The following is a 25,002-nucleotide window of genomic DNA, read 5'->3' on the forward strand; positions in this document are numbered from 1 at the left end:
ATCCTTGACCCGTGCCTTTTGGCTTGTTTGGGCCAACTGCATCCCGTTTAGAACATTATTTTCTAATTTTACTATATGTCAAAGATTTTTCCGATTCTCCGTCCAATCGGATCAACCGGCAGCCATTGCAGCCGCACGCGTGCCCCAGACGTCGCTGCCGACATGGATGTCGCCATCCCGATAGACCGCTCCGGGTGTCCGGTCCTGCGCCAGGAAAATGGGTGAGTCGAGATCGACAATGTCGCAGAACTGGCCCAGTACGAAGGCCGGTGCCATGGCCAGACTGCTGCCAACCATGTTGCCGACCATGACACCCAGACCCAGGCGCCGTGCTTCGGCTGCCATCAGCAGCCCCTCGGTCAGGCCGCCGCACTTGTCCAGCTTGATATTGATGACATTGAAGCGACCGACGGCACCGGCGACATCAGCCAGCGACACGATGCTTTCGTCGCCAGCGACGGGGATGGGGCATTTATAGCCCTCCAGATCGGCATCACGGGTGCGGGCCAGCGGCTGTTCCAGCAAGGCCACGCCAGCGGCACGCAGCGTGGTAACCAGCGGGTCCAGTTGATCAATTGTAAAGCCCTGATTGCCATCGACGCTGAGCCAGGCATCCGGCCGCGCGGCATGGATGGCTTCCACACGCGCCATATCCAGCGGCAGATCACCGGTCAGCTTGATCTTGATGGCTCTGGCGTCGGCATAGTTAACGGCCCCTTGTGCCATCGCTTCCGGCGTGTCGGCACCCAGCGTGTAAGTGGTGCGCAGAGGCGTGGGTTCCGCCGAAAGCCCGGCCAACTGCCAGACCGGGCGATCGCTGCGTGCCGCTTCCAGTTCCCACAGGGCGCCATCTACGGCATTGCGGGCACCGCCGGGCGGCAGAATTTGGCGCAATTCCTCCCGCGTCGGGCTGGCTTCGATGGCGCTGCGGGCGCTGGCAAGCTGGCTTGTCATATGGGCGACATCATCACCCAGGAAGTAAACACCGCCGCCTTCGCCACGCCCCTGATACGTGCCATCTGACAGAGTTACGACGACGACGTCTGAATGTTCAAAGACATAGCCGGAAATGTGGAACGGTTGCGCCAGCCGCAACCGTTCGGTCGCGACCGTCATGGTCAGTCTTGTCATTGATTGATCACCCTTGTGGCGGAAAAGGTCGCGGTGGGCCTGGCTTGTTCCTGATTGCCCTGCTGGCTACTTACCAATAGAATTGGCCTGTCGAATAGCCAAAACAATCCTGATCGGGATAATATTATCCTGATTAGAAAATGCGTCAATGGAGTAACTGCACGTGTCCACCGCACTGCCGACCCTTGGATCGCTGTTACGCGGCCTCCGCTCCCGCAAAGGCTGGACGCTTAAGGAGATGAGCGAGAAAACCGGCATACCGGTTTCCACCTTGTCGAAGGTGGAGCATGACCGGCTGACCCTGACCTATGACAAGCTGCAGCAGTTAAGCCGGCGGCTGGGGGTACGGATGTCGGAGCTTTTCGCGGAACCGGAAGCGGACCCCTCACCAGCGGCGGTGACGGCGCGGCGCAGTTTTGGTGACCTGGACCGTGCGGTTCGGGTAGAAACCGATAATTACGACTATTATTATTTATGCACGGAGCTACGCCGGAAGCGTATGATCCCGGTGCTCACCAAGATCAGGGCCAAAACATCCAAGCAGTTTGGCCAGCTTGTTCATCATTCCGGGGAAGAGTTTATTTTTATTCTTAAGGGACGGGTCGTCGTGAATACGGAGTTTTACGATCCTGTGGTCCTGGAGGCCGGACAGTCCATCTATATCGACAGCACGATGGGGCATGCCTATCTCGTGGCGGAAGGGTGTGAAGAGGCCGAGGTGCTCGGCGTCATGTCGAGTGCCGATGAGGAATTGATGCAATCGCTTCTGTCGCTGCATGACGAGAAGCCGGCCCTGTAAAGTCAGTCCGACTTGATCGGTCATGATCAGGCCGGATTTCACGGGATGGAGGCGCCGGACGGACGGATCGACGCCGCTGAGTAAACGATTCTTCGATTGGACCGCTTTTCTCTAAACAGAGAATTTTTCTGATAAGGAGGATGCCGCTCTACGCCAGCTCACCGCCCCGTTGGGTTGCGTTTTCTCTTCGGCTTGGCGGCAGGTTCGTCGAAGGCAGAGGGTTCATTCAGGCGCAGTGCGTCGGCAATGGCGGTTTCCGGGCTGGTGCAGACGGACAGGGTACGGCACGGTCCATCGTCGGCAGCGAGATAGGCATGGCCCATCGTGCTGTCGAGATAGATGCTTTCGCCCGCGCGCACCAGGGTCGGGGCATAAAACTCGGTATGGACCTCGATGGCCCCTTCCATCACATAAATGAATTCCTCACCCGGATGGCGGACGAGGGTGCCAAATTCCTCCATGGTGCGGGCACGATGCTCCACCATGATCGGGATCATCTTTTTGTGGGTGATATCCGTGTTCAGATAGCGATGACGGTAATTCTTGGTATCGATTTCGGCATCGTCGCCAAGGCGGTCGATACTGCGCCGGGTCATGACGGGGGAAGGCGTATCGGCGGGTTGGCTGTCCGGTGTGAACAAGGTGCCGATATCAACGCCCAGCCCTTCGCACAGGCTGACGATCTTGTCGAAGGTCAGCGACATGCGGTCATTTTCGACTTTCGACAAGGTGGAGACGGCAAGGCCGGTGCGCTCCGCCACATCGGCCAGAGTCCATTCATTCCGTAGACGCAGGCGCCGCAGGGCCTTTCCGATCGGTGCTTTCCGCGTCATGGTGAACTATGGACCTCCAGAAAAGACATTTCCCCGAAGCGGGGTGAGTTGGTGCTTCGGAAAATAAAAAATGCCATAGGGCAAGGGTCTGTGGAAAGCTTTTCCCTGTGATTGCCCGCGTCATGGGCGCAAAGCATGGGCAGGGAAAGCCCCTGTATCGCTGCAAGGCTGTTGGAAATTGCCTGTCATGCAGGCCATTTTTCGTCGTTCAGCGGGGGTGGCCCCGCTGGATCACGCCATTATCCAAACAGGTTTGCGGATGGCATTTTGTGTATTTTTCTTATTATAAGAAAAATATTTGACATATAGGACATCAATTCTCACGATGCCGGCAGTGGGAGGTGACCTCAATGCAGGCATTTGATATCGTGATTGTGGGGGCCGGCATGGCTGGCGCTTCCATCGCGGCGGCGCTGGTTGATGCCGGTGTCGAGGGGCGGCGGATTCTGCTGGCCGAGCGGGAGGAGTTTCCCGGCTACCATACGACGGGCCGCTCCGCGGCACTTTACAGTGTTCTTTATGGCAATAACATCGTCTGTGCCCTGACGGCTGCCAGCCGCGCCTTTTATCTGGCGCCTCCTTCCGGCTTTACCGATCATCCATTGCTGACACCGCGCGGCTGTCTCTACATTGCCGATGAAGCGGCGCTGGGGCATTTGGACGAACTCCAGGCCACAGCGCAGCGGGTGGGCGCGCGCACCGTCAGGATGGGGCCAGAGGAGGCGCGCCAGATGGTGCCCGTCCTGCGCCAGGAGCTTCTGGCTGCTGCCTTGTGGGAGGAAGAGGCCATGGATATTGATGTCCATGGCTTGCACCAGGGTTATCTGCGCCGGGCGCGCGCGGCTGGTGTTGTCCTTTCCGTCGGCGCTGAATTGTGCGCCGCGACCCCAGATGGGCAGGGTTGGGTTCTCACCTTCGGGACCGAGAAGGTCCGGGCTTCCATGCTGGTCAATGCCGCGGGTGCCTGGGCGGATACGGTTGCGGAGATCGCGGGCGTGCCGCTGGTTGGGCTGATGCCGTTGCGCCGCACCGCCATCATGCTGGACCCGCCGGGTGGCGTCGACAGTCATCGCTGGCCGGCGGTGATTGATGCTGGCGGCAGCTTCTATTTCAAGCCGGATGCCGGCATGCTTTTGGCCTCGCCCGCCGATGAAACCCCATCGCCCCCTTGCGACGCGCAGGCGGACGAATGGGACATTGCCGTTTGTATTGACCGCGTGCAGGGGGCGACCGAGTTGCCGATCCGCCGTGTAACGCGCAGTTGGGCCGGTCTGCGCAGCTTTGTCGCCGACCGCAGTCCTGTTGTGGGGCGCCCGGCAGCGCATCCTAATTTCTTCTGGTTTGCGGGTCAGGGCGGCTATGGCATCCAGATGGCGCCGGCTCTGGCCCAGGTCGGTGCTTCCCTGCTGGTTACCGGGGAGGTTCCGCCCGCTCTGGCAGGGTTGGGGGTGGATATTGCCTCCCTTGCGCCTGATCGATGTCAGGGCCAGTAAAATGATGTGACAAGGAAAAAGCCCCGGCGGTCCATCCACCGGGGCTTTTTTTGTTGTCCTGTTCCAAGCGGGAAACAGCGGTCCTTTTGTGATTTCTGCTTTATGCGTCAGCCTTGTATACGGCGCGCAATGGCTTCGATCTCGATCCTGGCGCCCGGCAGCATCAGGTCCGACCGCACGGTGGAGCGGGCGGGGCGGTGGCTGCCGAAGCTGGCGGCATAAGCCTCATTGAACGCTGCGAAATCGGCCGTATCGGTCAGCCAGACGGTTGTCTTCACCACGTTTGACAGGCCGAGCCCATGGCCCTTCAGCACACTGGCGATATTGGCCAGCACCTGCCGGGTCTGGGCGGCGATATCGTCGGGTGCAACGATGGCGCCATCCGCCCCGAAAGCGAGCTGACCGGACAGGAACAGGAGATCACCGGCTGGGACGGCGGGGGATAAAGCAGGGGCGATGGCCATGGTTCACATCCTTAAAGACCAAGAAAACCCCGGCCCTGTGAAGGCCGGGGTTGGAACAAAAGGCAAACTGGATCAGTAGTTCAGGCTGAAGCTGACCAGATGGAAGGTGGCGATGAACCACAGCACCGCCAGGAACATCACCACCACCAGGCTGGCCCGGATCCGGGCCCACAAGCCGGCGGGCTGCCGCCACAGGTGCCAGGCCTGCCAGACGGCAGGCACCAGCCCCAGGACTGCCAAGACCCCTGCCAGTTGCAGCAGGCGCAGCAGCCACAGGATGGTGCCTTCCATCAGGGGGGTGATAGCCAGCGCCATGACGCCGATCATGCCGCCCAGCGACACCAGGGCCATTAGGCTGGCCACACGCACCAGCCGGTCGGCCAGCAGGGGACGGCCGGACAAGGGGTGCGGCTGGCGATAATGGCGGCGAACCAGCGCTGCCACGGGCCACCACAATACCGTGAACAGGGCGAGAAACAGTGTGACGCCCAGCGCGGGCAGGCTCCAGGCCTTATTGATGGAGGCGGGCACCCGCTCAAACACGAAGATGGCAGGGTAATCGTCGGTGGTGATGGCGGTGACACGGCCGGACGCATCGGTGCGCGTATGCATCAGGCTGTCGGTACCTACCTCCTGCCAGCGATCCGGTGCCACTTCGCGCCAGCGCTTGGGCAGGCGGGCATAATCGCGGAACAGGGTGAAGGAGACGGTGCCGTCGCTGTTCGTCACCAGATCGCCCTGGCCGAACAGGTTGGTCAAGCTGACCAGCGTGCTGTCGACGCGGCGCGACGTGTAGAAGGTGCCGCTCACCGGCACCGCGCGCTTCACCGTTTCCGTCGGCGGCTCGGGCGCTGGTTCCCGGGCCGGGAAATAGCGGTCGGCGATCAGGGCACGCAACTGGTCGCGGATCGGACCGGGGGAGGTACCGTCGCCGGTGCTGTTCATGGAGATGAAGAGGCCCACACCCTCATCCAGCCAGAGCGCCAGATCGCTATGGAACAGCACGGTGTCGCCGCCATGGCCCATGATGCGGTAGCCATTGCGGTTCTGCTCATAGAAGCCAAGGCCCATGGCCAGTTTCTGGCCCGGCAGCGGCCGGTGCTGCGGCTTGTGCATCTCCGCAAAAGTTTCCGGCTTCAGGATGCGGCCATTCTGGCCCTGGCCGCCATTCAGCACGGCGATCATGAACCGGCCCATATCGGCACCACTGGCGGCGAGCGCGCCAGCGGGGGCCGGGTTGGTGATCTCAAACGGACGGGCCGGATCGCGGGAGGATTCGTACCCCTTTGACATGAAGGGCGCCAGGGCCGGCGGCAGCGGCTGCACCATGGTGGAATGGGGCATGCCGGCGGGGGTCAGGATGTGGCGGGTGATATAGTCGGCATAAGGTTCGCCGCTCAACCGCTGCACGATATAGCCGGCCAGCGCCGTGGCATAGTTGGAATAGGCGGCTGTGACGCCCGGCTTGAAGATGCGGGCCGGGATGTTGCCGGCCAGCAGCTTGCCCAGGTCGGCGGGCGCGTCCCCGCCCAGCACGATCAGATGCTTTACCGTCTCTTCGAACCCGGCCGTATGCGTCATGATATGGCGCATGGTGATGGGTTCGTCGAAGGTCGCCGGGATCTTGAAATCCAGGTACTGGTTGACGTCGGCATCCAGGTCCAGGCGCCCGGCCTCCACCTGCTGCATCACCGCGATCCAGGTGAACAGTTTGGAAACGGAGCCCGGCCGGAACATGGTGGTTTCCGGATCGACGGGCTTGCCCGTTTCCCGGTCAGAAACACCATAGCCTTTATTGAACAGGATTTGCCCGTCTTTGACGATGGTGACAACGGCCCCGGCAATGTCACCCCGTTTCAGGGCATAGGGCAGCAATCCGTCCACCAGCGTTTCTACATCCGCTGCGGTCAGCGGGTGGGTGGTAACGGCGGTGTTTTCCGCCGGGCTGGTGATGACGGGGGTCGTATCGGGAACCTGACCCAGGGCGGGGCCCACCTGCAAGGCAAGCGCCAGACTGAGGGCCAGAAGTCTCCAGCATGGTTTATAGTGTTTCATCTCTTGGTCCCTGTTCGTGGATTATGTGGTTTATTTTATTTTTATTCAGTGGCTTGTGCGGTCTGCCAAGGCTTGGCGCGTGCGGCGGTAATGCGGCTTGGCCCGCCATAGAGCGAGGGCGGCCAGCGCCATCAGCGGCATGCAGGTCACCAGGATCGACCAGCCCACCGCGTTCGGATCACCGAAAACATGGTCGGTCGTCAGTGCCACCACCGTCGGTCCCATGCCCAGCCCGATGGCGGTAAAGAGAAAGGCCTGGATGGCCGTCGTCATACCCCGCAGTTCCGACGGCACCAGATCCAGCACGGCGGCAATGCCCGTGCTGGCCCCCACGGCCAGGAGGAAGGCGAAAAGCCCAAACAGCGTCAGCAGCAGGGTGGTGGAGCCACTGACCGAGAAGAACATGCAGGGCACGGCCAGGCTCGTGGCCAGGGCGGCGATGATCAGCTTGCCCCCGGTGACGCCGCGCTGTTCCAGAAAATCCGCCAGGATGCCGCCGGACACGGTTCCCAACCCGGCAACGCCGATCAGGATGCCGCCCAGGGCCGCGCCCGTTTCCGCAGCGCTAAAGCCATGGACACGCATCAGCAGCGACGGCGTCCAACTGTTGGTGCCGTAATCGACAAGCTGGGTCAGGGTCAGCCCGCCCAGAAGCAGCACGAAGGCGGCGCGGTGCTTGCCCATATAGCGCAGCAGCGGCCCCAGGCCGGTATTGTCTTTTCCGCCCAGGCTTTCGCGCCGCTGCGGTTCCCGGATCGGCAGAACAAGCAGCGCCATCACGCCGCCGACCAGACCCAGTGTCACCAGTACGGCGCGCCAGGGGGGCAACTCGCCCACCAGCGGCAAACCGCTGAGCGCGCCGCTGGCGTAGAGTTCGATCAGAACGCCGCCGGTCAGGGTGGCGGTGCCGCCGCCCATCACCATGCCAGCCAGGAAGATGCCCACTGCCGTGCCACGCCGGTGAGCGGGAAACAGGTCGGGGATCATCGACAGGGCGGCGGGTGCCAGTGCAGCTTCCCCGACTCCTACCAGGATCCGGGCAGCGAAGAGTTGACCATAACTCTGCGCCAGACCGCATAACAAGGTGGCGAAACTCCAGACCAGCACGCCGGCCAGGATCAGGTTACGCCGCCCGTGCCGATCCGCATGGCGGCCCATGGGCAGTCCGGCAATGGAATAGATGACGGCGAATGCCGCCCCTTGCAGAAAACTGACCTGTGTATCGGTGATGGCCATCTCCGCCCGGATCGGGCTGACCAGCAGGTTCAGGATCAGGCGATCCGTATAAGACAGCATCGCGGCAAGGGCGAAAACGCCGATGGCGTACCATGCCTGGGGGCTGACCCCGGCTTCGGTCCTGCCCGGTGGGAGATCTGCGGCGACACCCATGGCACCCCTCCAGAATGACTAATAATTTTCTTATAAGAAAAATTTTGTTCAATGGATACAGATTTGTCAAATCCGAGCGATGATTGGCCAGGTGAGCCATCAGTCGGCCTGTCAGGGGCGGCAATATCATCGGTTGGAGCATGGGCCCATGATCTCGTGGGTACCGCGAGAGAGCGGGGAGCGGGCTGGCATGATCCACATGTTTGAGGTCTCGCCATCGGGGTCATCCGTTCAGAGATGACTTATCCCTTCGCGATTGCAGCATCCTTCAAACCAGTTCTGGCCCCTGCCGGGTTCGACAAGTAGCATGACGGGCGCCCCTGGTCGGGTTGGGTGTGAAGGTGGTCGCGTTTGCGCGGGTGCCTTCGTTACATGCAGGGGGCATCCCCTGTCCGGCGCCAACCTTCCAGTGTGGGAGACGGTATGGTCCGCATTCATCTGGGCTGTCAGCTTACTTACGATTTTCCGCAGAACACGGCTATGATTGTCATGCTGAACGTGCATTATTCGCGCGTGGCGCAATTAGAGCGGCCGGACCACCTGATCACCAATCCGCCCGTCCCCATTGAAAGTTACCGTGACGGTTTCGGGAATTGGTGCTGCCGGCTGGTGGCGCCGGCCGGGCGCTTTGTTCTGGGCACCGACAGCGTTATCCGTGACGATGGCCTGCCCGATCCGGTGGCCTTGGACGCGGTGCAGCATGCAGTGCAGGATCTACCCCCTGACACCTTGCTGTTCCTGCTACCCAGCCGCTATTGCGAAACCGACACTCTGTCCGCTGAAGCCTGGCGCCTGTTTGGAAAGGCCCCTACCGGATGGGGGCGGGTGCAGGCAATCTGCGATTTCGTGCATGGGCACATCAAGTTCGGCTATGAACATTCCAGGCCTACCCGCACGGCTGCGGAAGCCTATGCCGAGGGACGGGGCGTCTGCCGCGATTATGCCCATCTGGCTGTCGCCTTCTGCCGCGCCATGAATATTCCCGCCCGCTATTGCACCGGCTATATCAGCGATATCGGCCAGCCGCCGCCCTATGCGGAGATGGATTTCGCGGCCTGGATGGAAGTCTATCTCGGGGGACGCTGGCATGTATTCGACCCGCGCAACAACCAGCCCCGTATCGGCCGCATTCTGATTGCAACCGGGCGCGATGCTGCCGACGTGCCGCTGACCCACACTTTCGGGGCGAATAATCTGGCAGGGTTCCGGGTATGGACCGCGCCGGTGGGCGAGTAACAACCGTACCCTTATCATAACGCCGTTCATAAAGGGGGCGGACACGGCGCGGCGCGGTCCGCCATATTGATCGCTGCCTAGCCGTGTGCCGCTGCTACCGCGTTTCCAACCAGGATCAGCACCATCCAGCAGGCCGGGCCGGAACTGCTGCTCGATCCGTGAAATGGTGTCCTGGTCCATCCGTTCTGCGATCTAAGGCGATAAATTCTCCGCGACCAGAAGGATATCCGCTGTTCACGCCAAGGCGTCGGCGATGGCTTTGCCGCAGGTGACGGTATCGGCGGGGCCGCCCAGGTCGCGGGTGCGCAGGGCGGGTTGGGCCAGCACCGTCTCAATGGCGCGCAGGATGGCGGATGCTGCCGCATGTTCGCCCAGATGATCCAGCATCAGGGACGCCGACCAGATCTGTCCCACCGGGTTGGCAATGCCCTTACCGGCAATATCGGGGGCGGAGCCATGGACCGGCTCGAACAGGGAGGGGAATTTGCCATCCGGGTTGATGTTGCCGGCGGGGGCGATACCGATGGTGCCGGTGCAGGCGGGGCCGAGATCAGACAGGATATCGCCGAACAGGTTGGAGGCGACCACCACATCGAACCAGTCCGGATGCTGCACGAAATGGGCGGCCAGGATGTCGATATGGTATTTGTCCCAGCGCACATCGGGATAATGCGCCGCCATCGCCTCTACCCGCTCATCCCAATAGGGCATGGTGATGGCGATGCCGTTGGATTTGGTCGCCGATGTCAGGTGCTTCTTCTCCCGCCGCTGCGCCAGATCGAAGGCATATTTCAAGATACGGTCGGTGCCGATGCGGGTCATCACCGTTTCCTGCATCACCACTTCGCGCTCCGTACCGGGAAAGATGCGGCCGCCGATGGAGGAATATTCGCCTTCGGTATTTTCCCGCACGACGTAGAAATCAATCTCCCCCGGCGTGCGGCCGGCCAGCGGGCTGGGCACGCCCGGCATCAGGCGAACGGGGCGCAGATTGACATATTGGTCAAATTCGCGCCGGAACTGGATCAGCGATCCCCAGAGCGAAACATGGTCGGGCACGGTGGCCGGCCAGCCGACGGCGCCGAAGAAGATGGCATCATGGCTGCCGATCTGCTGCTTCCAGTCATCCGGCATCATCTTGCCATGCTGCTGGTAATAGTCGCAGCTTGCGAAGTCGAAATGGTCGAAGGCGAACTGGCAGCCATAGCGTACCGCAACGGCCTCCAGCACGCGCAGGCCCTCCGGCACCACTTCCTTGCCGATCCCGTCGCCGGGGATGACGGCGATGCGGTAGGGACGGTTCATCGTCATTCTTCAATCCTCAACTGATCAGGATGGCTCTGAAATCATTGACATTGGTGCGGGTGGGGCCGGTCATCAGCAGGCAGCCCAGGGCTTGGAAGAAACTGTAGGCATCATTGTTTGCCAGCAGGGCCGGCGCGGAGATGCCGGCTTGTTCGGCCCGGTGCAGGATGTCCGGGCCGATCCAGGCGCCGGCATTATCCTCCGACCCGTCAATGCCATCGGTATCAGCGGCCAGGGCATGGATGCCCGGCTCTCCCGCCAATTCCATGGCAAGCGCCAGCAGAAATTCCGCATTGCGCCCGCCTTGCCCCTGTCCACGCACGGTGACGCTGGTTTCCCCACCCGACAGCAGGACGCAAGGGCGGGGTATCCTGCCGCCACCGTGCAGGATGTCCCGGACCTTTGCCGCATGCTGCTGCGCCACAAGGCCCGCTTCCCCCTCAATATCGCTGCCCAGGATGATCGGTGTCAGGCCCAACTCATGTGCTCGCATCGCTGCGGCTTCCAGAGCGGCGGTCGGGGTGGCAATGATGCGGTGATGGCCGGTGGGCAGCGCATCCGGTGCCTTGGGTGTTTCACTGGCCGGGTCGGCCAGCCACGCCAGCACTGCGGGGGGAGCGGTGATCTTGTACCGTTCCAGGATCGCCAGCGCCTGCTGTCTTGTAGTGTGATCGGGCAGGGTGGGGCCGGAAGCGATGGTGCCGGGATCATCCCCCGGCACGTCGGAGATCATCAGGGTGACGACACGGGCCGGGGCCGCCATCTGCGCCAGCCGGCCTCCCTTAACAGAGGAGAGATGTTTGCGCAGACAATTCATCTCCGCGATGGTCGCCCCGCTTTTCAGCAGGGCGCGGGTCACCGCCTGTTTGTCGGCCAGGGTCAGGCCGGGGGCAGGTGCCGCCAGCAGCGCCGACCCGCCGCCGGACAGCAGGCACAGCACCAGATCATCCGCCGTCAGCCCGGATAACAGCCCTACCATGTCCTGCGTGGCGCGGATGCCGGCGGCATCCGGAACGGGGTGGGCCGCTTCCACCACGCGGATGGCCCGACATGGCATACCATGGCCATAGCGTGTGATGACCATCCCCGACAGGGGGCCTGGCCAATGCTGTTCAACCGTCGCTGCCATGGCGGCGGCGGCCTTGCCGGCCCCGATCACCAGGGTGCGCCCTTTGGGTGGGGGTGGCAGGTGCGGCGGCAAGCACGTTGCTGGGGAGGCGGCGGCCAAGGCCGCTTCGAACAGCATTTGCAAACGGGATAAGGGCGAAGGGTCGGTCATGGCGCGTCCGTTGAGCGCATCGCCGCAAACAGGGGACGGTAATCCTGCTGCTGTTCCAGAAGCCTAACGAAGGCGAGGGCTGCATCCTGCTTGTCAGGGCCGATATGATCGGCGGCCATGCGGCGGAACTTCGCTGCGAAATCCGCATCATTCATTGGCGTTTCCACTGAACCGGGGCCGGAGATCACCTCCCGCGTGAGAATCTCCCCGGATTTCAGAGTGACCGTTACGCGGTTCGCCAGATGCTGCGGGAACAGGGCTGTCAGGCCAGGATCTTCCGTCACCGTCGTCATGGACATGAGGGCAACCGCACGCGGGTCGGCAATCTGCGCCGGGGCGTAAGAGGCGAGCGTGATATCCCCATCCATCAACCCGCGCGCCACATTATAGGGCAGGCTGTGATCGGCAGTTTCCCGGGTGGCTGGCCGCCATTTCTCGGGATCGCTGGCCAGGATGCGGAAACCGATATCCGTTGTGTCGATATGGATCGCCGCGATTTCCTCCAGGTCTGGGACCATGGCCTTCAACTCAATCGCGGCCCAGACGGCAGTGTGCAATTCGCCATTGGTGGGGAAGGTCTTGGTCAGGGATTTCAGGATACGGAAATCACCATTTTCGGGCGTGCCGAAACGGTTGATGTCGAAATCCAGGTCGCCCGACACCTGGGCGATGAAGCCCATCCTTCCTTCAAAAATGGGTGATGGTCCGTCCATGCCATGGCGGGCAAGCTGGGCACAGAAAATGGCGTTGCGCGCAGCATTCGCAGCGGAACTTCCCTTCCAGTCCGACAATTCCCCCGACCGGACCTGACGCATGGCGATATGACCGTTCAGGGCCATGTTGATGGCCTGCACCGTCTGCCGCTCCGTCAACCGCATCAATCGGGATGCCGCAGCGGCAACGGAAACGAGGATGTAGTTCACATGATCCCAGCCCCGGCGGTTGAGGCCGGCGGCGTCCTGCAGGCGCATCTGCACCTCATAGGCCAACACGATGGCCGTAATCAGGTCGCTTCCCGAGGCACCCTCGGCTTCCGCCACGGCCAGACATGCAGGGATATTGTCGCTGGGATGGCCGGGTTCCCGGCTCATGTAGCCGTCATTGTAATCGAGATAGCGAACCATCGTCCCGTTTGCGAAGGCCGCGATATCCGGGCTGGTGCGCAGGTTCGTGCCAAACACGCTGGATGCCTGGAAAGGCAGGGTTGCCGCGTGTGCGATGGCGGCTTTCGCGGGCCTTGACCCATAGGCGCCCAGAATACAGGCCAAGCTGTCAACGATCCGCTGTTTCACCCGCTCCACCACAAGCGGGGGGAGGTTACGGCCATCCAATGATGTGGCGTAATGTGCGATCTGTTCTGCAATATTCATCTTAATACCTTGTCGGCAATTGGGATTGGCCCGGCGGTCAGGTGCCGGGCCTTCCAGGCTCACATCCGCCAGCCCAGCGTCGCGCCGAAGGTGCGCGGTGGGTTGTAAGCGCCGAAATTGGCGCCCAGGAACACCAGTTGGTGGGTGCGCGTCACTTCGTTGGTCAGGTTTTTGCCCCACAGGGACAGTGACCAGTTACCGGACACGCTGTTGAAAACGATGCGCCCGTCGACGAAATGCGTGGGCGCGCGCCGCTCCGGCCCTTCATTGGAATTATCGTCGAAGATCATGCTTTCATACCGATAGTCGGCGGCGAACAGCAGGCTGTGGCCGCTTTCCAGGAACGTCTCGTAGGAGGGGGAGATGACCAGCTTGTGCTTGGGCGTGCGGGACAGGCGGTTGCCGGCATAATCTTCGCCCGGTTCGGGGGCGAACTCGTCGAAGGTGGCATCCGTGTAGCCATAGGTGGCGGTCAGATTTGCCCCTTTGAACGGGCGCCATTGCAGATAGGTCTCATAGCCCTGGATGGTGGCCTTGCCAGCATTTTCCGTGACGATGGAAAGATTGGGCAGGGTCCGCCGTGTCTGCAGGTCGGTATATTTCATTACATAAAGGGTGTTGTTCCAGATCAGGCGCCCATCCAGGAAGCTGCTTTTCTGGCCCACCTCATACTGGGTGGCATATTCGGGATCGAAGCTATCGGCGGCTTCTTCAGCGGAGCCGGGTGTGTCCTGGAAACCGCCACTTTTGAAGCCACGGGAAACCATGGCGTAAAGCTGATGGTCGCGGTCCAGCTTATATTGCGCGCCACCACGCCAGGTCCAGGCCTCGTAACTGTCCGACGTGGTGACGTCGAACCGTTCGGACCCGCGCAGCACCGCGGTACCAGCCGTGTTGGAGACCCGGTAATCCTTCTCGTCCCGGGAATAGCGCAGGCCGCCGATCAGGGAGAATTGGTCCCCCAGTGGGACCGTCGCGTCGCCATAGGCGGCGTAACTGTTCAGTTTGGCCGCCTGGGTATAAATCTCGGTCGCTGGGCGACCCATATCAATGACCAGCGTGTCCGTGCGGTCAGTGTCACTGTTGAAATTGTAAAGGCCGGCTACCCATTGGATACGGCTGTCGGGCAGGGCGGTCAGGCGCAGTTCGTGGCTGGAAAAGTCGCTGGTCTCGTCATTGCCACCACTGATATTGATGGCATTGGTCGTCGAATTGCCGCCATCCAGATCATAAAAGACATTATAATCCAGATCGCGATATGAGCCGAGATAGGTGAGGCTGGCAAAGGGCAGATCCCATTCCAACTGTCCCCGCACCCCCCAGGTATCCTTATTCTGATATCCGTCGGTGGAACTGGCGATATGCTTGCGGTCGCGGTCAACCGTCCAGAGCGCGGAGGTGGGATCGTCCGTATCCAGGTCCAGCACATGCTGGGCCGGCCCCGTCGCCCGGTCGCGCGTGCCGTCTACCGTCAGCAGCACGCGTACCGTCTCCGATGGTTCACCCGCCAGATGCAGGCGGCCGCTGCGCGTATCCTGGTCATCCACCCGGTTGCCTGTGAAGCTATTGCGGCTGTAGCCATCATGCGTGCGCACGGCACCGCTGGCGCGGGCCGCCCATTTTCCCTGCACCAGCGGTACATTGACGAAACCAGCCGCTTCCAGCCGTTCATAATTGCCAACCGTCGCCTCCACGGCAGCGTCGACCTCATCAAGCGATGGCCGTCCGGTCACCACATTGATGGCGCCCCCCACGACATTGCGGCCGTAAAGTGTGCCCTGGGGGCCCTTCAACACCTCAATCCGTGATACGTCGAACGCATCAAAGGCGACGGCTGCCGGCCGGCCCAGATAGATTTCGTCCAGGAAAACGGCTGAACTGGGATCTCCAGCAGCGCCCCGATCGCTGGAGCCGATGCCGCGAATGGTGATGCGCGGCTGGGAGGCGGGGAAGGCGTCGAAATTCAACCCGGGTGTGCGCCCGGCAATATCGTCGATCTGGCGCAGACGCGCCTGTTCGATTTCCGCCGCCCCGAAGGCGGTGACGGTGACCGGCACATCTTGCAGACGCTCGCTGCGGCGCTGCGCTGTGACGATGATTTCATCCAACTGGTCACCGGCCCCCGTGTTGGGTACCTGGGCCAAGGCGGCGCCTGAGGACAATATCATCATGGCGAAAGTCCCGCAGGTCATGGCCTGGCGGCGCATCAGCTTCATTCCATTCCTCCCTTTTTGATCCCGGTCATCGCCGGGTGTGGAGAGAGCCTATGTGCAATGAATGCGGTTGGTCAACAAATTGGATGCAAAAATTTATGACAGTGGATGTTTTTATTTGACGAAATGAACCCATCGCCACAGGATGAGCCGCATTGACGGTGCCATTCAGCGGTGGAGGGGCGGGTTGGCAGGGTTGCTTGAGGGCTCCCCGGCTGCCCCTCCTGCCGGTATGGCCATCGTTCGGCGCCTGCGGATCGCGGGCAAGGCTTTCACACATGCGAACGGTTCTGTGGCGGCGATGCCTTCCGGTATCGGACAATATACCTGCCCGGATCACCGTGGCTGCGGGGGAGACGACAAGTTGATCGATACATTGCTTTCGCCGGCGCTGCTGGGAACCTTGATGATCGTCACCTTCATGGTGCTGATCATGACCAAGCGGATGTCGGCGATCACCGCCCTGCTGGCGGTTCCCATCCTGTTCGGTCTGCTGGCCGGGGCTGGCACCGGTCTTGGTCAGATGATCCTGGAGGGTGTCATTCAGGTGGCCCCCACAGCCCTGATGCTGACCTTTGCCGTGCTCTATTTCGCCATCATGATGGATGCGGGTCTTTTTGATCCGCTGGTGCGAACGGTGCTGAAGGCTGTTGGCAATGATCCTGTCCGCATTGCGCTGGGCACGGCCATCCTGACCACCATCGTTTCCCTGGATGGGGATGGCACGACGACGGCGCTGATCATCATCACCGCCTTCCTGCCGGTTTATCGCCGCGTCGGGATGAACCCGCTGATCCTGGCGACATTGCTGGGCCTGTGCAATTCGCTGATGAATTACGTTCCGTGGGGCGGCCCGTCTGCGCGTGCCGCTGCGGCGATTGGTGTGGATGTGGGGCAGGTGTTCGGACCATTGGTCCCGGCTATGCTGGCGGGGCTTCTCGCAACCTTCCTGCTCGCCTACTTCCTTGGCCGGTCGGAAAAACGACGGTTGGCGGCAACCGGTACGATGGTGACAGGCGTCAGTGGGGAACCGGCGACGCCCTTCCTGCCGGGCGCTGACCCTGCTATCCGCCGGCCCCGCCTGTTCTGGTTCAACCTGGCACTGACCCTGGGGCTGGTGCTGGGGATGGTGTTCGGGCTGGCGCCGCTGCCGGTGATGATGATGGGGGCCTTCGCCATCGCCGCCACCGTCAATTACCCGAAACTGCGGGACCAGAAGGCACGGATTTCCGCGCATGCCGACAATGTGGTCAATATTGTTGTGCTGATCTTCGCGGCTGGCGCCTTCACCGGTATCCTGAATGGCACCGGTATGGTCGATGCCATGGCCAATGCCGCCTTGTCGGTCATTCCGCCCGCCATCGGCAGCTATATGGCGCCGATCACGGCCCTTGCCAGCATGCCGCTGACCTTCGTGATGTCGAATGATGCTTATTATTTCGGTGTCGTTCCGGTCATTGCCAGTGCGGCTGCTGGCTATGGCATCGATGCGGAGGCCATCGCCCGCGCCTCCCTCATCGGCCAGCCGGTTCATACATTAAGCCCGCTGCTGGCACCGATTTACCTCGCTTGCGGCCTGCTGGGTGTCGATGTTGCCGATGCGCAGCGCTTCGCCCTGAAATGGGCGGTGCTGATCTCCCTGGTGGTGCTGGTGATGGCCTTGGCGACCGGCGCCTTCCCCCTGCAGGCGGGGTGAGCCTTGTCGGCGCTGGTGAAAGGGGGGCAGTGGCTGATCCTGGTGCTTGCCACTGCTGTCATGGTTCCCGGCTTGAAATTGGTGGGCGTGCCGGCGGCGCTGCTGCTGGGGCCTCTGCTGGTGGGGATCGCCTGCGGGCTGGCCGGATTTGCCATCCGACCGCCGAAGATCGCCCTGCTTTGCAGCTACACCATGGTCGGCTGTCTGGTGGCCGTGGCGCTGGGCAGTGCGGTGGGACCGGCCATGCTGGCCCAATTGCCGGTATTGCTGGCGATTGGCGGCGCCACATTGCTGGCCAGTGCCGGCCTGGGCTGGGTTCTGGCCCGGCTGGGCTGGTTCTCCGGCGCGACCGCCATCTGGGGCCTGTCCCCTGGCGGTGCGGCTGGCATGGTGGCACTCGCGCAGGAGCAGGGCGGGGATGGACGTATGGTCGCCGTCATCCAGTATCTGCGGATATTAATGGTGACCGGCTCGGCCATCGCGCTTGCCCATATGTTGACGGGTCCCGTCCCCACACCCCCGATGGCAAGTTGGTTTCCGCCCCTGCAGATGCCGGGGCTGCTGGAAACCATGGGGCTGGCGGCGTTGGGCGTGGTGGTGGCCCGTCTGTTCCGCTTTCCGGCTGGTGCCTTTCTGGTGCCGGGTCTGGCCGGTGCCGCCCTGATCGCGGCCGGGCTGACACGGCCATCGGTGCCGCCCCTGCTGGCGGCGGCGGCCTATGGCTTCATCGGTTGGAATATCGGGCTCAGCTTCACGCGGTCGACCCTGGCCGACTGTGCCCGCGCCTTGCCGCGCATCCTGGCGGCCTGTCTGCTTCTGATCGGCCTGTGTGCCGGGCTGGGGGCGCTGGTCAGTCTGCTTTGCGATGTCGATTGGTTGACCGGTTATCTGGCGACGACGCCGGGCGGTATTGATGCCATCCTGATCATCGGCGCCACGGTGCCGGTTGATCTGCCCTTCATCCTGTCGGCCCAGGTGCTGCGTGTTCTGCTGGTGCTGCTGTGCGGGCCGGCGCTGGCGACCTATGTCGCCCGTCAGGTCACGTGACCATCAAAAAGAGGGAGGAAGACCATGTCCAATGTTGAAAAAATACCGGACGGAATGTCCGCTGAGGAATGGCGGCTGCGGGTCGATCTGGCGGCGGCTTTCCGCCTAGTGGCCCTTTACGGCTGGGATGATCTGATTTTCACCCATCTGTCGGTGCGCATTCCCGGCCCGGAACATCATTTTCTGATCAACCCCTATAACCTGATGTTTGAGGAGATCACCGCCTCTTCCCTGGTGAAGATTGATGTGGAGGGCAGGGCGGTCGATCCCACGCCGCATATGGTGAACCCGGCCGGCTTCACCATCCATTCCGCCATCCATATGGCGCGCGACGATGCGCAGGCAGTGATCCATCTGCACACGCCCCATGGTCAGGCGGTGTCGGCGATGCGCGACGGGCTGCTGCCCTATACCCAGACGGCGATGATTGCCCATCATGATATCGCCTTCCATGAATATGAAGGCATCGCCACCGATCTGGAGGAGCGCGAGCGGCTGGTCGCTGATCTGGGCAACCGGAACCTGATGCTGCTGCGCAATCACGGGACGCTGGCTGTCGGTTCCTCCATCGCCATCGCTTTCCTGCGCATCTATTTCATGGAACGGGCGTGTGAGGCGCAGGTGCATATGCTGGCCGCCGGACGCGACAATCTGCATCCGCCGTCTCCCGGCGTTGCCGACAAGGTCCGCCAGCAATCGTCCGGCCCCATGGCCGATATGGCGGCGGAAAGGCTGGCCTGGCCCGCGCTGCTGCGGCGGCTGGACCGTATCAATCCGGGCTTCCGGTGCTGATGGCCGCGCGGCCGATGCTGGGTGTGGTCCCCCTTCTGGAAGCCGACCCCTGGTTTGCCGGCTTGCCGCCGGCCTGCCGGGGATGGCTGGCCGCTGCCGCCCGCCAGCAGAAACTGGCGGATGGTGAGCATGCCTACCGGATCGGCGATCCGCCCGGCGGGCTTTATCGGGTTCTGTCCGGTGAGGTTCGTCTGGTGTCATACCCTGAAACCGGTCGGCAACTGGTCAATCTCGTTGCGCGGGCGGGCCGGTGGTTTGGTGAATTGTCCATCCTGGATGGCGGCCCCCGCCCGCATGATGCCATTGCCGCCGGCCGGTCCCTGGTGCTGCATATTCCCCTGGCTGATATCCACGCCATGGCGCAGGCAAACCCGGCGCTTTACCGGCATATCGCGCTGCTGGCCTGCCAGCAGCATCGCGCCACGATTGATCATATCGGGCTGATGTTGCTGCGCAGCCCGCCGGCACGGCTGGCCCATATCCTGCTGACCATGGCGGGGGAGGCCCCCTGCCGGCGGTTTGTGCGGATCAACCGCGAAGATCTTGCCTGCCGGATCGGCATGCCGCGCCGCAGCCTCAGCCGGCTGCTGGAGAGTGCAGAACAGACGGGCCTGATCCGCACCATTCATGGACGGATCGAAATCCTGAATCTGGAGGGGCTTTCCTCCCTCACCTGATCCTCCCGCCGCTCTGCCTTTTGGCTGTCGGTCGGGGAAATTGCGGCCTGAGTCAAATTTTGCATCCAAAACCTTGACTCAATGAATTCAATAAATCACTCTCCCTTCCACGGCCTTGATGAAGGCCCCCCAATCACCTGGATTGAGCATGATGGACGGTCCGATCAAAATCCTGGTCCCCACCGGGTCGCTGGGCGCTGGTGCGCGTGAAGACGAGGTGCGCTACGGCATCGCCCGGGGCGCGCATGCCATCGCCACCGATGCCGGGTCCACCGATAGTGGCGCGGCCTATCTGGCGCTGGGCATCTCCAAGAATAATCGCGGTTCCGTGAAGCGCGACCTGACCATCCTGATGCGGGCGGCGGCAGATGCGGGTATCCCGCTGATTGTCGGCACCAGCGGTCAGGCCGGTGGTGACCGTAATGTCGACTGGACCCGGGATATCGCGGTGGAGGTTGCCAAGGAACTGGGCCTGCGGCCGAAAATCGCCCTGCTCTATTGTGAGCAGGAGAAGGAGACGTTGAAGCGGTATAACGGGGCCGGAAAGGTCCGCCCGCTGCCGCCGCTGGGCGCGCTTGACGATGCGACCATCGATGCCTGCGACCATATCGTTGCCGTGATGGGGCCGGAACCCTATATTGCGGCCCTGGCCTCGGGTGCAGATATCATCCTGGGCGGGCGTACCACTGACACGGCGGTGCTGGCCAGCTTTGCCCTGCTGAAAGGGGCGTCGGTTGGTGCCTCCTGGCATGCGGCGAAGATCGCGGAATGCGGCGGGCAATGCACCGTCTCCCCCGCGGCCAGCGCTGGCGTTCTGATCAGCATCGGCGCGGATGGGTTTGAGGTGGAACCCCTATCCATCGAAAACCGCTGCAGCCCGGAGAGTGTCTCCGCCCATATGCTGTATGAGAACAGCAATCCCTTTCTGCTGACAGAGCCGGGCGGCGTGCTGGATGTGACCGATGCGGTCTATACCCAGCTTGATGCCCGCCGGGTGGCGGTCGCCGGTTCCGTCTGGAAGCATCAGTCTTATACGATGAAGCTGGAAGGGGCGGGCAGCCGCCGGTTCCAGACCATCATGCTGATCGGCATCCAGGACCCGCATGTCCTGGGCGATGTGGATGCGTTCCACGACCGGATGCTGGCGGCGCTTTATGACCGGGTCCATAAGACCATCGGTCCCGCGGCTGGTGATTTCCATATCTCGCTGCGCATGTATGGCTGGAACGCCGTTTCCGGTGACCGCCCTCCGCCTGGCACGCCGGCCCCGCGGGAGATCGGGGTGCTGTTCGTCGCCACTGCCGACAGCCAGGAGATGGCGTCGCAGATCGCCAAGGCCTGCAACCCCTATTTCTTCCATTTCCCCGTGCTGATGGACGAGGAACTGCCCAGCTATGGCTTCGCCTTCAGCCCGGCCGACATTGATCGGGGCCCGGTCTACGAGTTCCTGCTGAACCATGTGGTGGAACTGGAAGACCCGATGGAACTGGTGCGTACCGTCTGGATCGACATGGCCCAAGGGGAGGTGGCGTGATGGTCAAGCTCAAGGATGTCTGCCGTCATGTCCGGTCGAAGAATGCCGGCCCCTACTGGGTCACCTTTGATCTGTTTTTCGACGGGCCGGAAAAGTTCCGCGATTACCATGACCATCCTGCCCTGGGACCGGACACGTTCCAGCGCCTTTATGGCGCCGATCCGGCCCTGGTGCGCCATTACCCGGTGCCCAGCCTGAATATGGTGAAAATCTCCCATGCCCGCATCAGCCCGCAAGGCGGCGTCGTTGAACGCGACATGCATTGCGGCCAGCAATTCGTGCGGTTGCTGGATGTGGAGCTGACATAAGTTTTTCAAGTTCCGGGTCGGCGGGGGGACCAGCAGCCTCTTTCAGCCGCCCACCCGTTAAAGGGAGCCTCGGGGCCGTTCGGCCCGAATAGGTGAGCAATCAATAAGGGTGGCTTGAGCGCGACGACAAGATCGCCAGCGTCACCCGTCCCCGGGAGGGACAGCGTCCTTCTTTCACGAGGAGAATTGATCATGCGAGGCTTCCGCCTCCCTTTCCTGCTGGCCGCATGCGCGGTCGGCACCCCGGTGCTCGCCGACGAAGCACCGGCGCGCCAATGGTCGGGTGAACTGGTTGCCGGTGTCGGCGCCCGGCCCGATTATCTCGGCTCCGACGATATGGAACTGACCCCCTATGTCGCCGGACATCTTGCCTATGACCGCTATTTCCTGGAAGCCCAGGGCTTGGAGGTCAGGCTTGGCGTGGAACTGACCCCCCAACTGGCACTGGGACCGATGATGGATTTTTCCAATGCCCGCGACCACAAGGTCAAAAGCGACCGTGTGGCCCTGTTGCCGGAAATTGATGATGCTTTCGAAGCCGGTGGCTTTATCAGCTACGGCTGGCAGGGGATCTTCAGTGGGCGGGACGCATTGACCCTGGATGCCACCTATCTGATGGACACGTCCAACACCCATGATGGCTCCATCGGCTCCGTCGGCCTGACCTATGGGCGCAAGCTGGGGGACCGCTGGTCGGTGGGGACCAGTGTGCGCCTGACCTATGTTGATGATAAATATGCGCAAACCTATTTCGGCATCAGCCCTTCTGCTGCGACCGCCAGCGGTCTGCCCGCCTACAGTCTTGGCGGTGGGGTGCGCGATGTCGGTATCAGCGCCAAACTGGGCTATGACCTGAGCGAGAACTGGAGCGTGCAGCTATTGGGCAATTACAAACAATTAATGGGGAATTTCAAGGATAGCCCGGTCGTGGATCTGGAGGGCAGCGCCAGCCAGTTCTCCGGCGCTGTCGCCATCGGCTACCGGTTCTGATGGGGCAAACCATCTAACATCCGTAACATGGGCACCACCGCCGGTTCCTGCCGGCGGTGATGCTGCCCTTTGCGGTGCCTCAGCGGGGGATGACGATGGCATGCAGGCGGCGCTTGGTGGCCAGGACATGGTCCGCCATCAGACGCCGCGCCGCCTCGCCATCCTCTCGGCGGAAAGCGTCGAGCAGCGCCTCGTGTTCTGCCTGGGATTCCAGGATATGTGACGGTGGTGCCGCACCAAGCTGCCGGTTGCGCGGGGAGATGCAGGCCGCCAGGCTGGGACACAGGCGCGCCGCATCGCCGAGGATGGGATAGATCAGCGTCATGCGGACGGCATTGCGCAGGACTTCGTTGCGCGAGGCGACCATGATCGAACGATGGAACTGCCGGTTCAATTCGTACCATTCATATTCGATCTGTTCTGACCATTCGCCACGGTCAAGAATAGCGCGGGCCTGCGCCACCAAATCGGTAGAACGCCGTAGCGCATCGGGCTCCCACCCCAGTTCCACGGCGGCGCGGGCGGCCATGCCTTCCAGGGTGGCGCGCACCTCGATACTGTCGAACACATCACCAATGGTCACGGCCCGCACCGTATAGCCGCGATTGACGCTGTATTTCACAAGCCCTTCGGCGGACAGCACGGCCAGGGCGCTGCGGATCGGGGTGCGCGATACATCCAGCAAGGTGGCCAGCGCCTCGGCGCGCAGCTTGCTGTCCGGCGCAATCTTGCCGGTCACGATCATTTCGCGCAGGCGCATCAGGACGGAATGGGTGGCCGGTTCGGTCTGCTGCGGATCGGCCAGGGTATCTTCCTGCTCCGGCTCGTCCATCGTCGCCATGTTCGTCACGTTTGCCACATCCCCCTCTGCGCCCGTTTGCTGCGGGCCGCACCTTTCTTCTTTTAAAGCAATCGTGTCGGGATCGCGCAACCTGAAAGGCCCCCCAGCCCCGGATTAGCGACCGTCTGCGACAATGGTGCCCGGTGGCGGTGTCTCCCCGTTCAACACGGCGACGATGGAACGGGCGGCGACCAGATTGGTCCGCGCCAACCCTTCATGGGACGATGCGGCGGCATGCGGGGTGGCAACGACGTTGGGCAAGGCCAGCAGCGCGTCGGTGACGGGTTTATAGGCCGGGTCATCTTCACTGACGAAGACATCCAGGCCAGCACCCCCCAGATGGCCAGTGCGCAGGGCTTCCAGCAGTGCCGCATCATCGACCAGCCCGCCGCGCGCCGTGTTGATCAGGATGGCGCCTTTCTTCATCGCACCCAGCGCCGCCGCATTGATCAGGAAGCGTGTTTGCGGTGTCAGGGGGGCGTGCAGGCTGACATAGTCGCTGCGACGCAGCAGTTCCGGCAGGTCGATGAACTCCACGCCCTGCAGGTCGGCATCCGCCGGATTGGGGTTGCGGGTATGGACCAGGATTTTGGTGTCGAAACCCGACAGGCGCCGCACCACATTTTTGCCGATCCGGCCCAGTCCGACCAGACCCACCGTCTTTTCGCACAGGTCATTGCCGCTGAGGATCGACCAATCACCCTGAAGCATGTTTGCCTGGGATTCCCGAAAGCGGCGACCGACCGCGATCATCAGGCCGACCGTGTGATCGGCCACCGACGCATCATTGCCGCCGGCGGCAATGGTGACAACGCGGCCCAGATCCCGCGCCGCTGCGATATCCACGCGGTCATATCCCACGCCGCGTCGGGCGATCACCTTCAGGTCGGGCAGTGCTTCCAGCAATGGCCGCGTCACGCGGGCATGGCCGACGATCCAGCCGGAGGCCCCTTCCAGCATCCGGCGCAGCATATCCATATCCAGATCCCCATCGCCCTTGCCGGGCGGCGGCGGGGCCAGTTCCACCGCAAAGCCATGGGCGCGGAGATAGGCCAGCGACCGGTCATCGAAAAAGCGTTGGGTGACGACGATCTTGCGATTGGACGGCAAGGACATGGGGCAGGGCTCACCAATTCCGGAAGGGGATGTTGGTGTTATAATAATTGCATCCAAATAAATGACAACTGAATTCAAATTTGGTGGGAAACCGGGGTTCCTGTTGCGACCACAGTTGTTCAGTGTAACAGGGCATCGGATGAATATTTTTATATATGAAATGAAAATCAGCCGTGGATTTTTAGGCTCCTTGCAGGTACGCTGTATCAAATGAAACGTTATTCCATATAATGGGAACGTTTCAGTCCATTGCAGAAATAAAATAATCGATTTAGGGAGAGGTTCGGGATGTGTAAGCGCCATGCCCGCGCGCAATCTGGCGGAATACCGGCTGCTGATCGCCCACGCCGGCCCGGATCGCTCGACTAACAGCCTTCTCATTGACAGGTTCCCCTGGCGCTGCGCTGTGCATGTCCGTTATCGCCACATGCTGC

Annotated in this window: 21 protein-coding genes; 10 read left to right on the forward strand and 11 right to left on the reverse strand. The window is 62.1% G+C overall.

Going from position 1 to position 25,002, the window contains the following annotated elements; all coding sequences use genetic code 11:
• Positions 1 to 111 precede the first annotated feature (111 nt).
• The gene (locus G473_RS0112740; protein ID WP_029013413.1) at positions 112 to 1,131 is read right to left on the reverse strand and encodes a dipeptide epimerase; all 1,020 of its coding nucleotides are present in this window, start codon (positions 1,129 to 1,131) and stop codon (positions 112 to 114) included.
• 163 nt (positions 1,132 to 1,294) lie between these two features.
• Here G473_RS0112740 and G473_RS0112745 point away from each other — a divergent pair, with 163 nt between their 5' ends.
• The gene (locus G473_RS0112745; protein ID WP_029013414.1) at positions 1,295 to 1,930 is read left to right on the forward strand and encodes a helix-turn-helix domain-containing protein; all 636 of its coding nucleotides are present in this window, start codon (positions 1,295 to 1,297) and stop codon (positions 1,928 to 1,930) included.
• Positions 1,931 to 2,088: 158 nt separating this feature from the next.
• Here the strand turns inward: G473_RS0112745 and G473_RS26735 are convergent, their stop codons facing one another.
• Positions 2,089 to 2,763 carry a helix-turn-helix domain-containing protein gene (locus G473_RS26735; RefSeq protein WP_084438069.1) on the reverse strand — a complete coding sequence of 225 codons (675 nt, stop codon included), beginning with the start codon at positions 2,761 to 2,763 and terminating at the stop codon, positions 2,089 to 2,091.
• Between the two features lie 350 nt (positions 2,764 to 3,113).
• Between G473_RS26735 and G473_RS0112755 the strand changes: the two genes are divergently transcribed.
• Complete coding sequence (locus G473_RS0112755) at positions 3,114 to 4,256, forward strand: NAD(P)/FAD-dependent oxidoreductase (protein ID WP_035707096.1); 1,143 nt, start codon at positions 3,114 to 3,116, stop codon at positions 4,254 to 4,256.
• A 107-nt stretch (positions 4,257 to 4,363) separates the two neighbouring features.
• Here G473_RS0112755 and G473_RS0112760 read toward each other — a convergent pair whose 3' ends face one another.
• The 3 genes from G473_RS0112760 to G473_RS0112770 all read right to left on the reverse strand — a co-directional run bounded on the left by G473_RS0112760 (position 4,364) and on the right by G473_RS0112770 (position 8,164).
• Positions 4,364 to 4,720 carry a RidA family protein gene (locus G473_RS0112760; protein ID WP_029013416.1) on the reverse strand — a complete coding sequence of 119 codons (357 nt, stop codon included), beginning with the start codon at positions 4,718 to 4,720 and terminating at the stop codon, positions 4,364 to 4,366.
• A 72-nt stretch (positions 4,721 to 4,792) separates the two neighbouring features.
• Entirely contained in the window at positions 4,793 to 6,775 is a 1,983-nt protein-coding gene (locus tag G473_RS0112765; protein ID WP_029013417.1) for a serine hydrolase domain-containing protein, read from the reverse strand.
• Between the two features lie 45 nt (positions 6,776 to 6,820).
• Positions 6,821 to 8,164, reverse strand: a complete 1,344-nt coding sequence (locus G473_RS0112770) for an MFS transporter (protein WP_029013418.1) — start codon at positions 8,162 to 8,164, stop codon at positions 6,821 to 6,823.
• Between the two features lie 423 nt (positions 8,165 to 8,587).
• On the opposite strand from G473_RS0112770, the gene G473_RS0112775 reads away from it, so the two are divergent.
• Positions 8,588 to 9,400 carry a transglutaminase-like domain-containing protein gene (locus G473_RS0112775; protein ID WP_029013419.1) on the forward strand — a complete coding sequence of 271 codons (813 nt, stop codon included), beginning with the start codon at positions 8,588 to 8,590 and terminating at the stop codon, positions 9,398 to 9,400.
• 234 nt (positions 9,401 to 9,634) lie between these two features.
• Here the strand turns inward: G473_RS0112775 and G473_RS0112780 are convergent, their stop codons facing one another.
• Genes G473_RS0112780 through G473_RS0112795 form a run of 4 tightly spaced genes read right to left on the reverse strand, consistent with a single transcriptional unit; the run spans position 9,635 to position 15,570 of the window.
• Positions 9,635 to 10,711 (reverse strand): tartrate dehydrogenase, encoded by a 1,077-nt coding sequence (locus G473_RS0112780; RefSeq protein WP_029013420.1) that lies wholly within the window; start codon positions 10,709 to 10,711, stop codon positions 9,635 to 9,637.
• Between the two features lie 10 nt (positions 10,712 to 10,721).
• Positions 10,722 to 11,984 carry a glycerate kinase type-2 family protein gene (locus tag G473_RS0112785; RefSeq protein WP_029013421.1) on the reverse strand — a complete coding sequence of 421 codons (1,263 nt, stop codon included), beginning with the start codon at positions 11,982 to 11,984 and terminating at the stop codon, positions 10,722 to 10,724.
• Positions 11,981 to 13,354, reverse strand: coding sequence for an MmgE/PrpD family protein (locus G473_RS0112790; RefSeq protein ID WP_035707098.1), 1,374 nt, complete (start codon positions 13,352 to 13,354; stop codon positions 11,981 to 11,983). Before G473_RS0112790 ends, G473_RS0112785 begins: the two co-directional genes overlap by 4 nt.
• A gap of 59 nt (positions 13,355 to 13,413) precedes the next feature.
• Positions 13,414 to 15,570 (reverse strand): TonB-dependent receptor, encoded by a 2,157-nt coding sequence (locus tag G473_RS0112795; protein WP_029013423.1) that lies wholly within the window; start codon positions 15,568 to 15,570, stop codon positions 13,414 to 13,416.
• 361 nt (positions 15,571 to 15,931) lie between these two features.
• On the opposite strand from G473_RS0112795, the gene G473_RS0112800 reads away from it, so the two are divergent.
• The 7 genes from G473_RS0112800 (at position 15,932) to G473_RS29305 (ending at position 22,611) form a co-directional block, all read left to right on the forward strand.
• A complete protein-coding gene (locus G473_RS0112800; RefSeq protein ID WP_029013424.1) occupies positions 15,932 to 17,263 on the forward strand; it encodes a CitMHS family transporter in 1,332 nt (443 codons plus the stop codon).
• Positions 17,264 to 17,266: 3 nt separating this feature from the next.
• Positions 17,267 to 18,310: an AbrB family transcriptional regulator gene (locus G473_RS0112805; protein WP_029013425.1), complete on the forward strand. Its 1,044-nt coding sequence runs from the start codon at positions 17,267 to 17,269 to the stop codon at positions 18,308 to 18,310.
• Positions 18,311 to 18,334: 24 nt separating this feature from the next.
• Positions 18,335 to 19,102: a class II aldolase/adducin family protein gene (locus G473_RS0112810; protein ID WP_029013426.1), complete on the forward strand. Its 768-nt coding sequence runs from the start codon at positions 18,335 to 18,337 to the stop codon at positions 19,100 to 19,102.
• Positions 19,102 to 19,779 (forward strand): Crp/Fnr family transcriptional regulator, encoded by a 678-nt coding sequence (locus G473_RS0112815; RefSeq protein ID WP_154667395.1) that lies wholly within the window; start codon positions 19,102 to 19,104, stop codon positions 19,777 to 19,779. Before G473_RS0112810 ends, G473_RS0112815 begins: the two co-directional genes overlap by 1 nt.
• A gap of 148 nt (positions 19,780 to 19,927) precedes the next feature.
• Positions 19,928 to 21,313 (forward strand): acyclic terpene utilization AtuA family protein, encoded by a 1,386-nt coding sequence (locus G473_RS0112820; protein ID WP_035707102.1) that lies wholly within the window; start codon positions 19,928 to 19,930, stop codon positions 21,311 to 21,313.
• Entirely contained in the window at positions 21,313 to 21,621 is a 309-nt protein-coding gene (locus G473_RS0112825) for a DUF4387 domain-containing protein (RefSeq protein WP_029013429.1), read from the forward strand. The genes G473_RS0112820 and G473_RS0112825 overlap by 1 nt, the downstream gene beginning before the upstream one ends.
• Before the next feature lie 192 nt (positions 21,622 to 21,813).
• Positions 21,814 to 22,611: a MipA/OmpV family protein gene (locus tag G473_RS29305; RefSeq protein WP_051330236.1), complete on the forward strand. Its 798-nt coding sequence runs from the start codon at positions 21,814 to 21,816 to the stop codon at positions 22,609 to 22,611.
• Positions 22,612 to 22,690: 79 nt separating this feature from the next.
• On the opposite strand, the gene G473_RS0112835 is transcribed toward G473_RS29305, so the two are convergent.
• Positions 22,691 to 23,452, reverse strand: coding sequence for a GntR family transcriptional regulator (locus G473_RS0112835; RefSeq protein WP_051330237.1), 762 nt, complete (start codon positions 23,450 to 23,452; stop codon positions 22,691 to 22,693).
• A gap of 114 nt (positions 23,453 to 23,566) precedes the next feature.
• Positions 23,567 to 24,568 carry a phosphoglycerate dehydrogenase gene (locus tag G473_RS0112840; protein ID WP_035707104.1) on the reverse strand — a complete coding sequence of 334 codons (1,002 nt, stop codon included), beginning with the start codon at positions 24,566 to 24,568 and terminating at the stop codon, positions 23,567 to 23,569.
• Positions 24,569 to 25,002 lie beyond the last annotated feature (434 nt).

It is taken from the genome of Niveispirillum irakense DSM 11586, from assembly GCF_000429645.1.
Taxonomy (GTDB): Bacteria; Pseudomonadota; Alphaproteobacteria; order Azospirillales; family Azospirillaceae; genus Niveispirillum; species Niveispirillum irakense.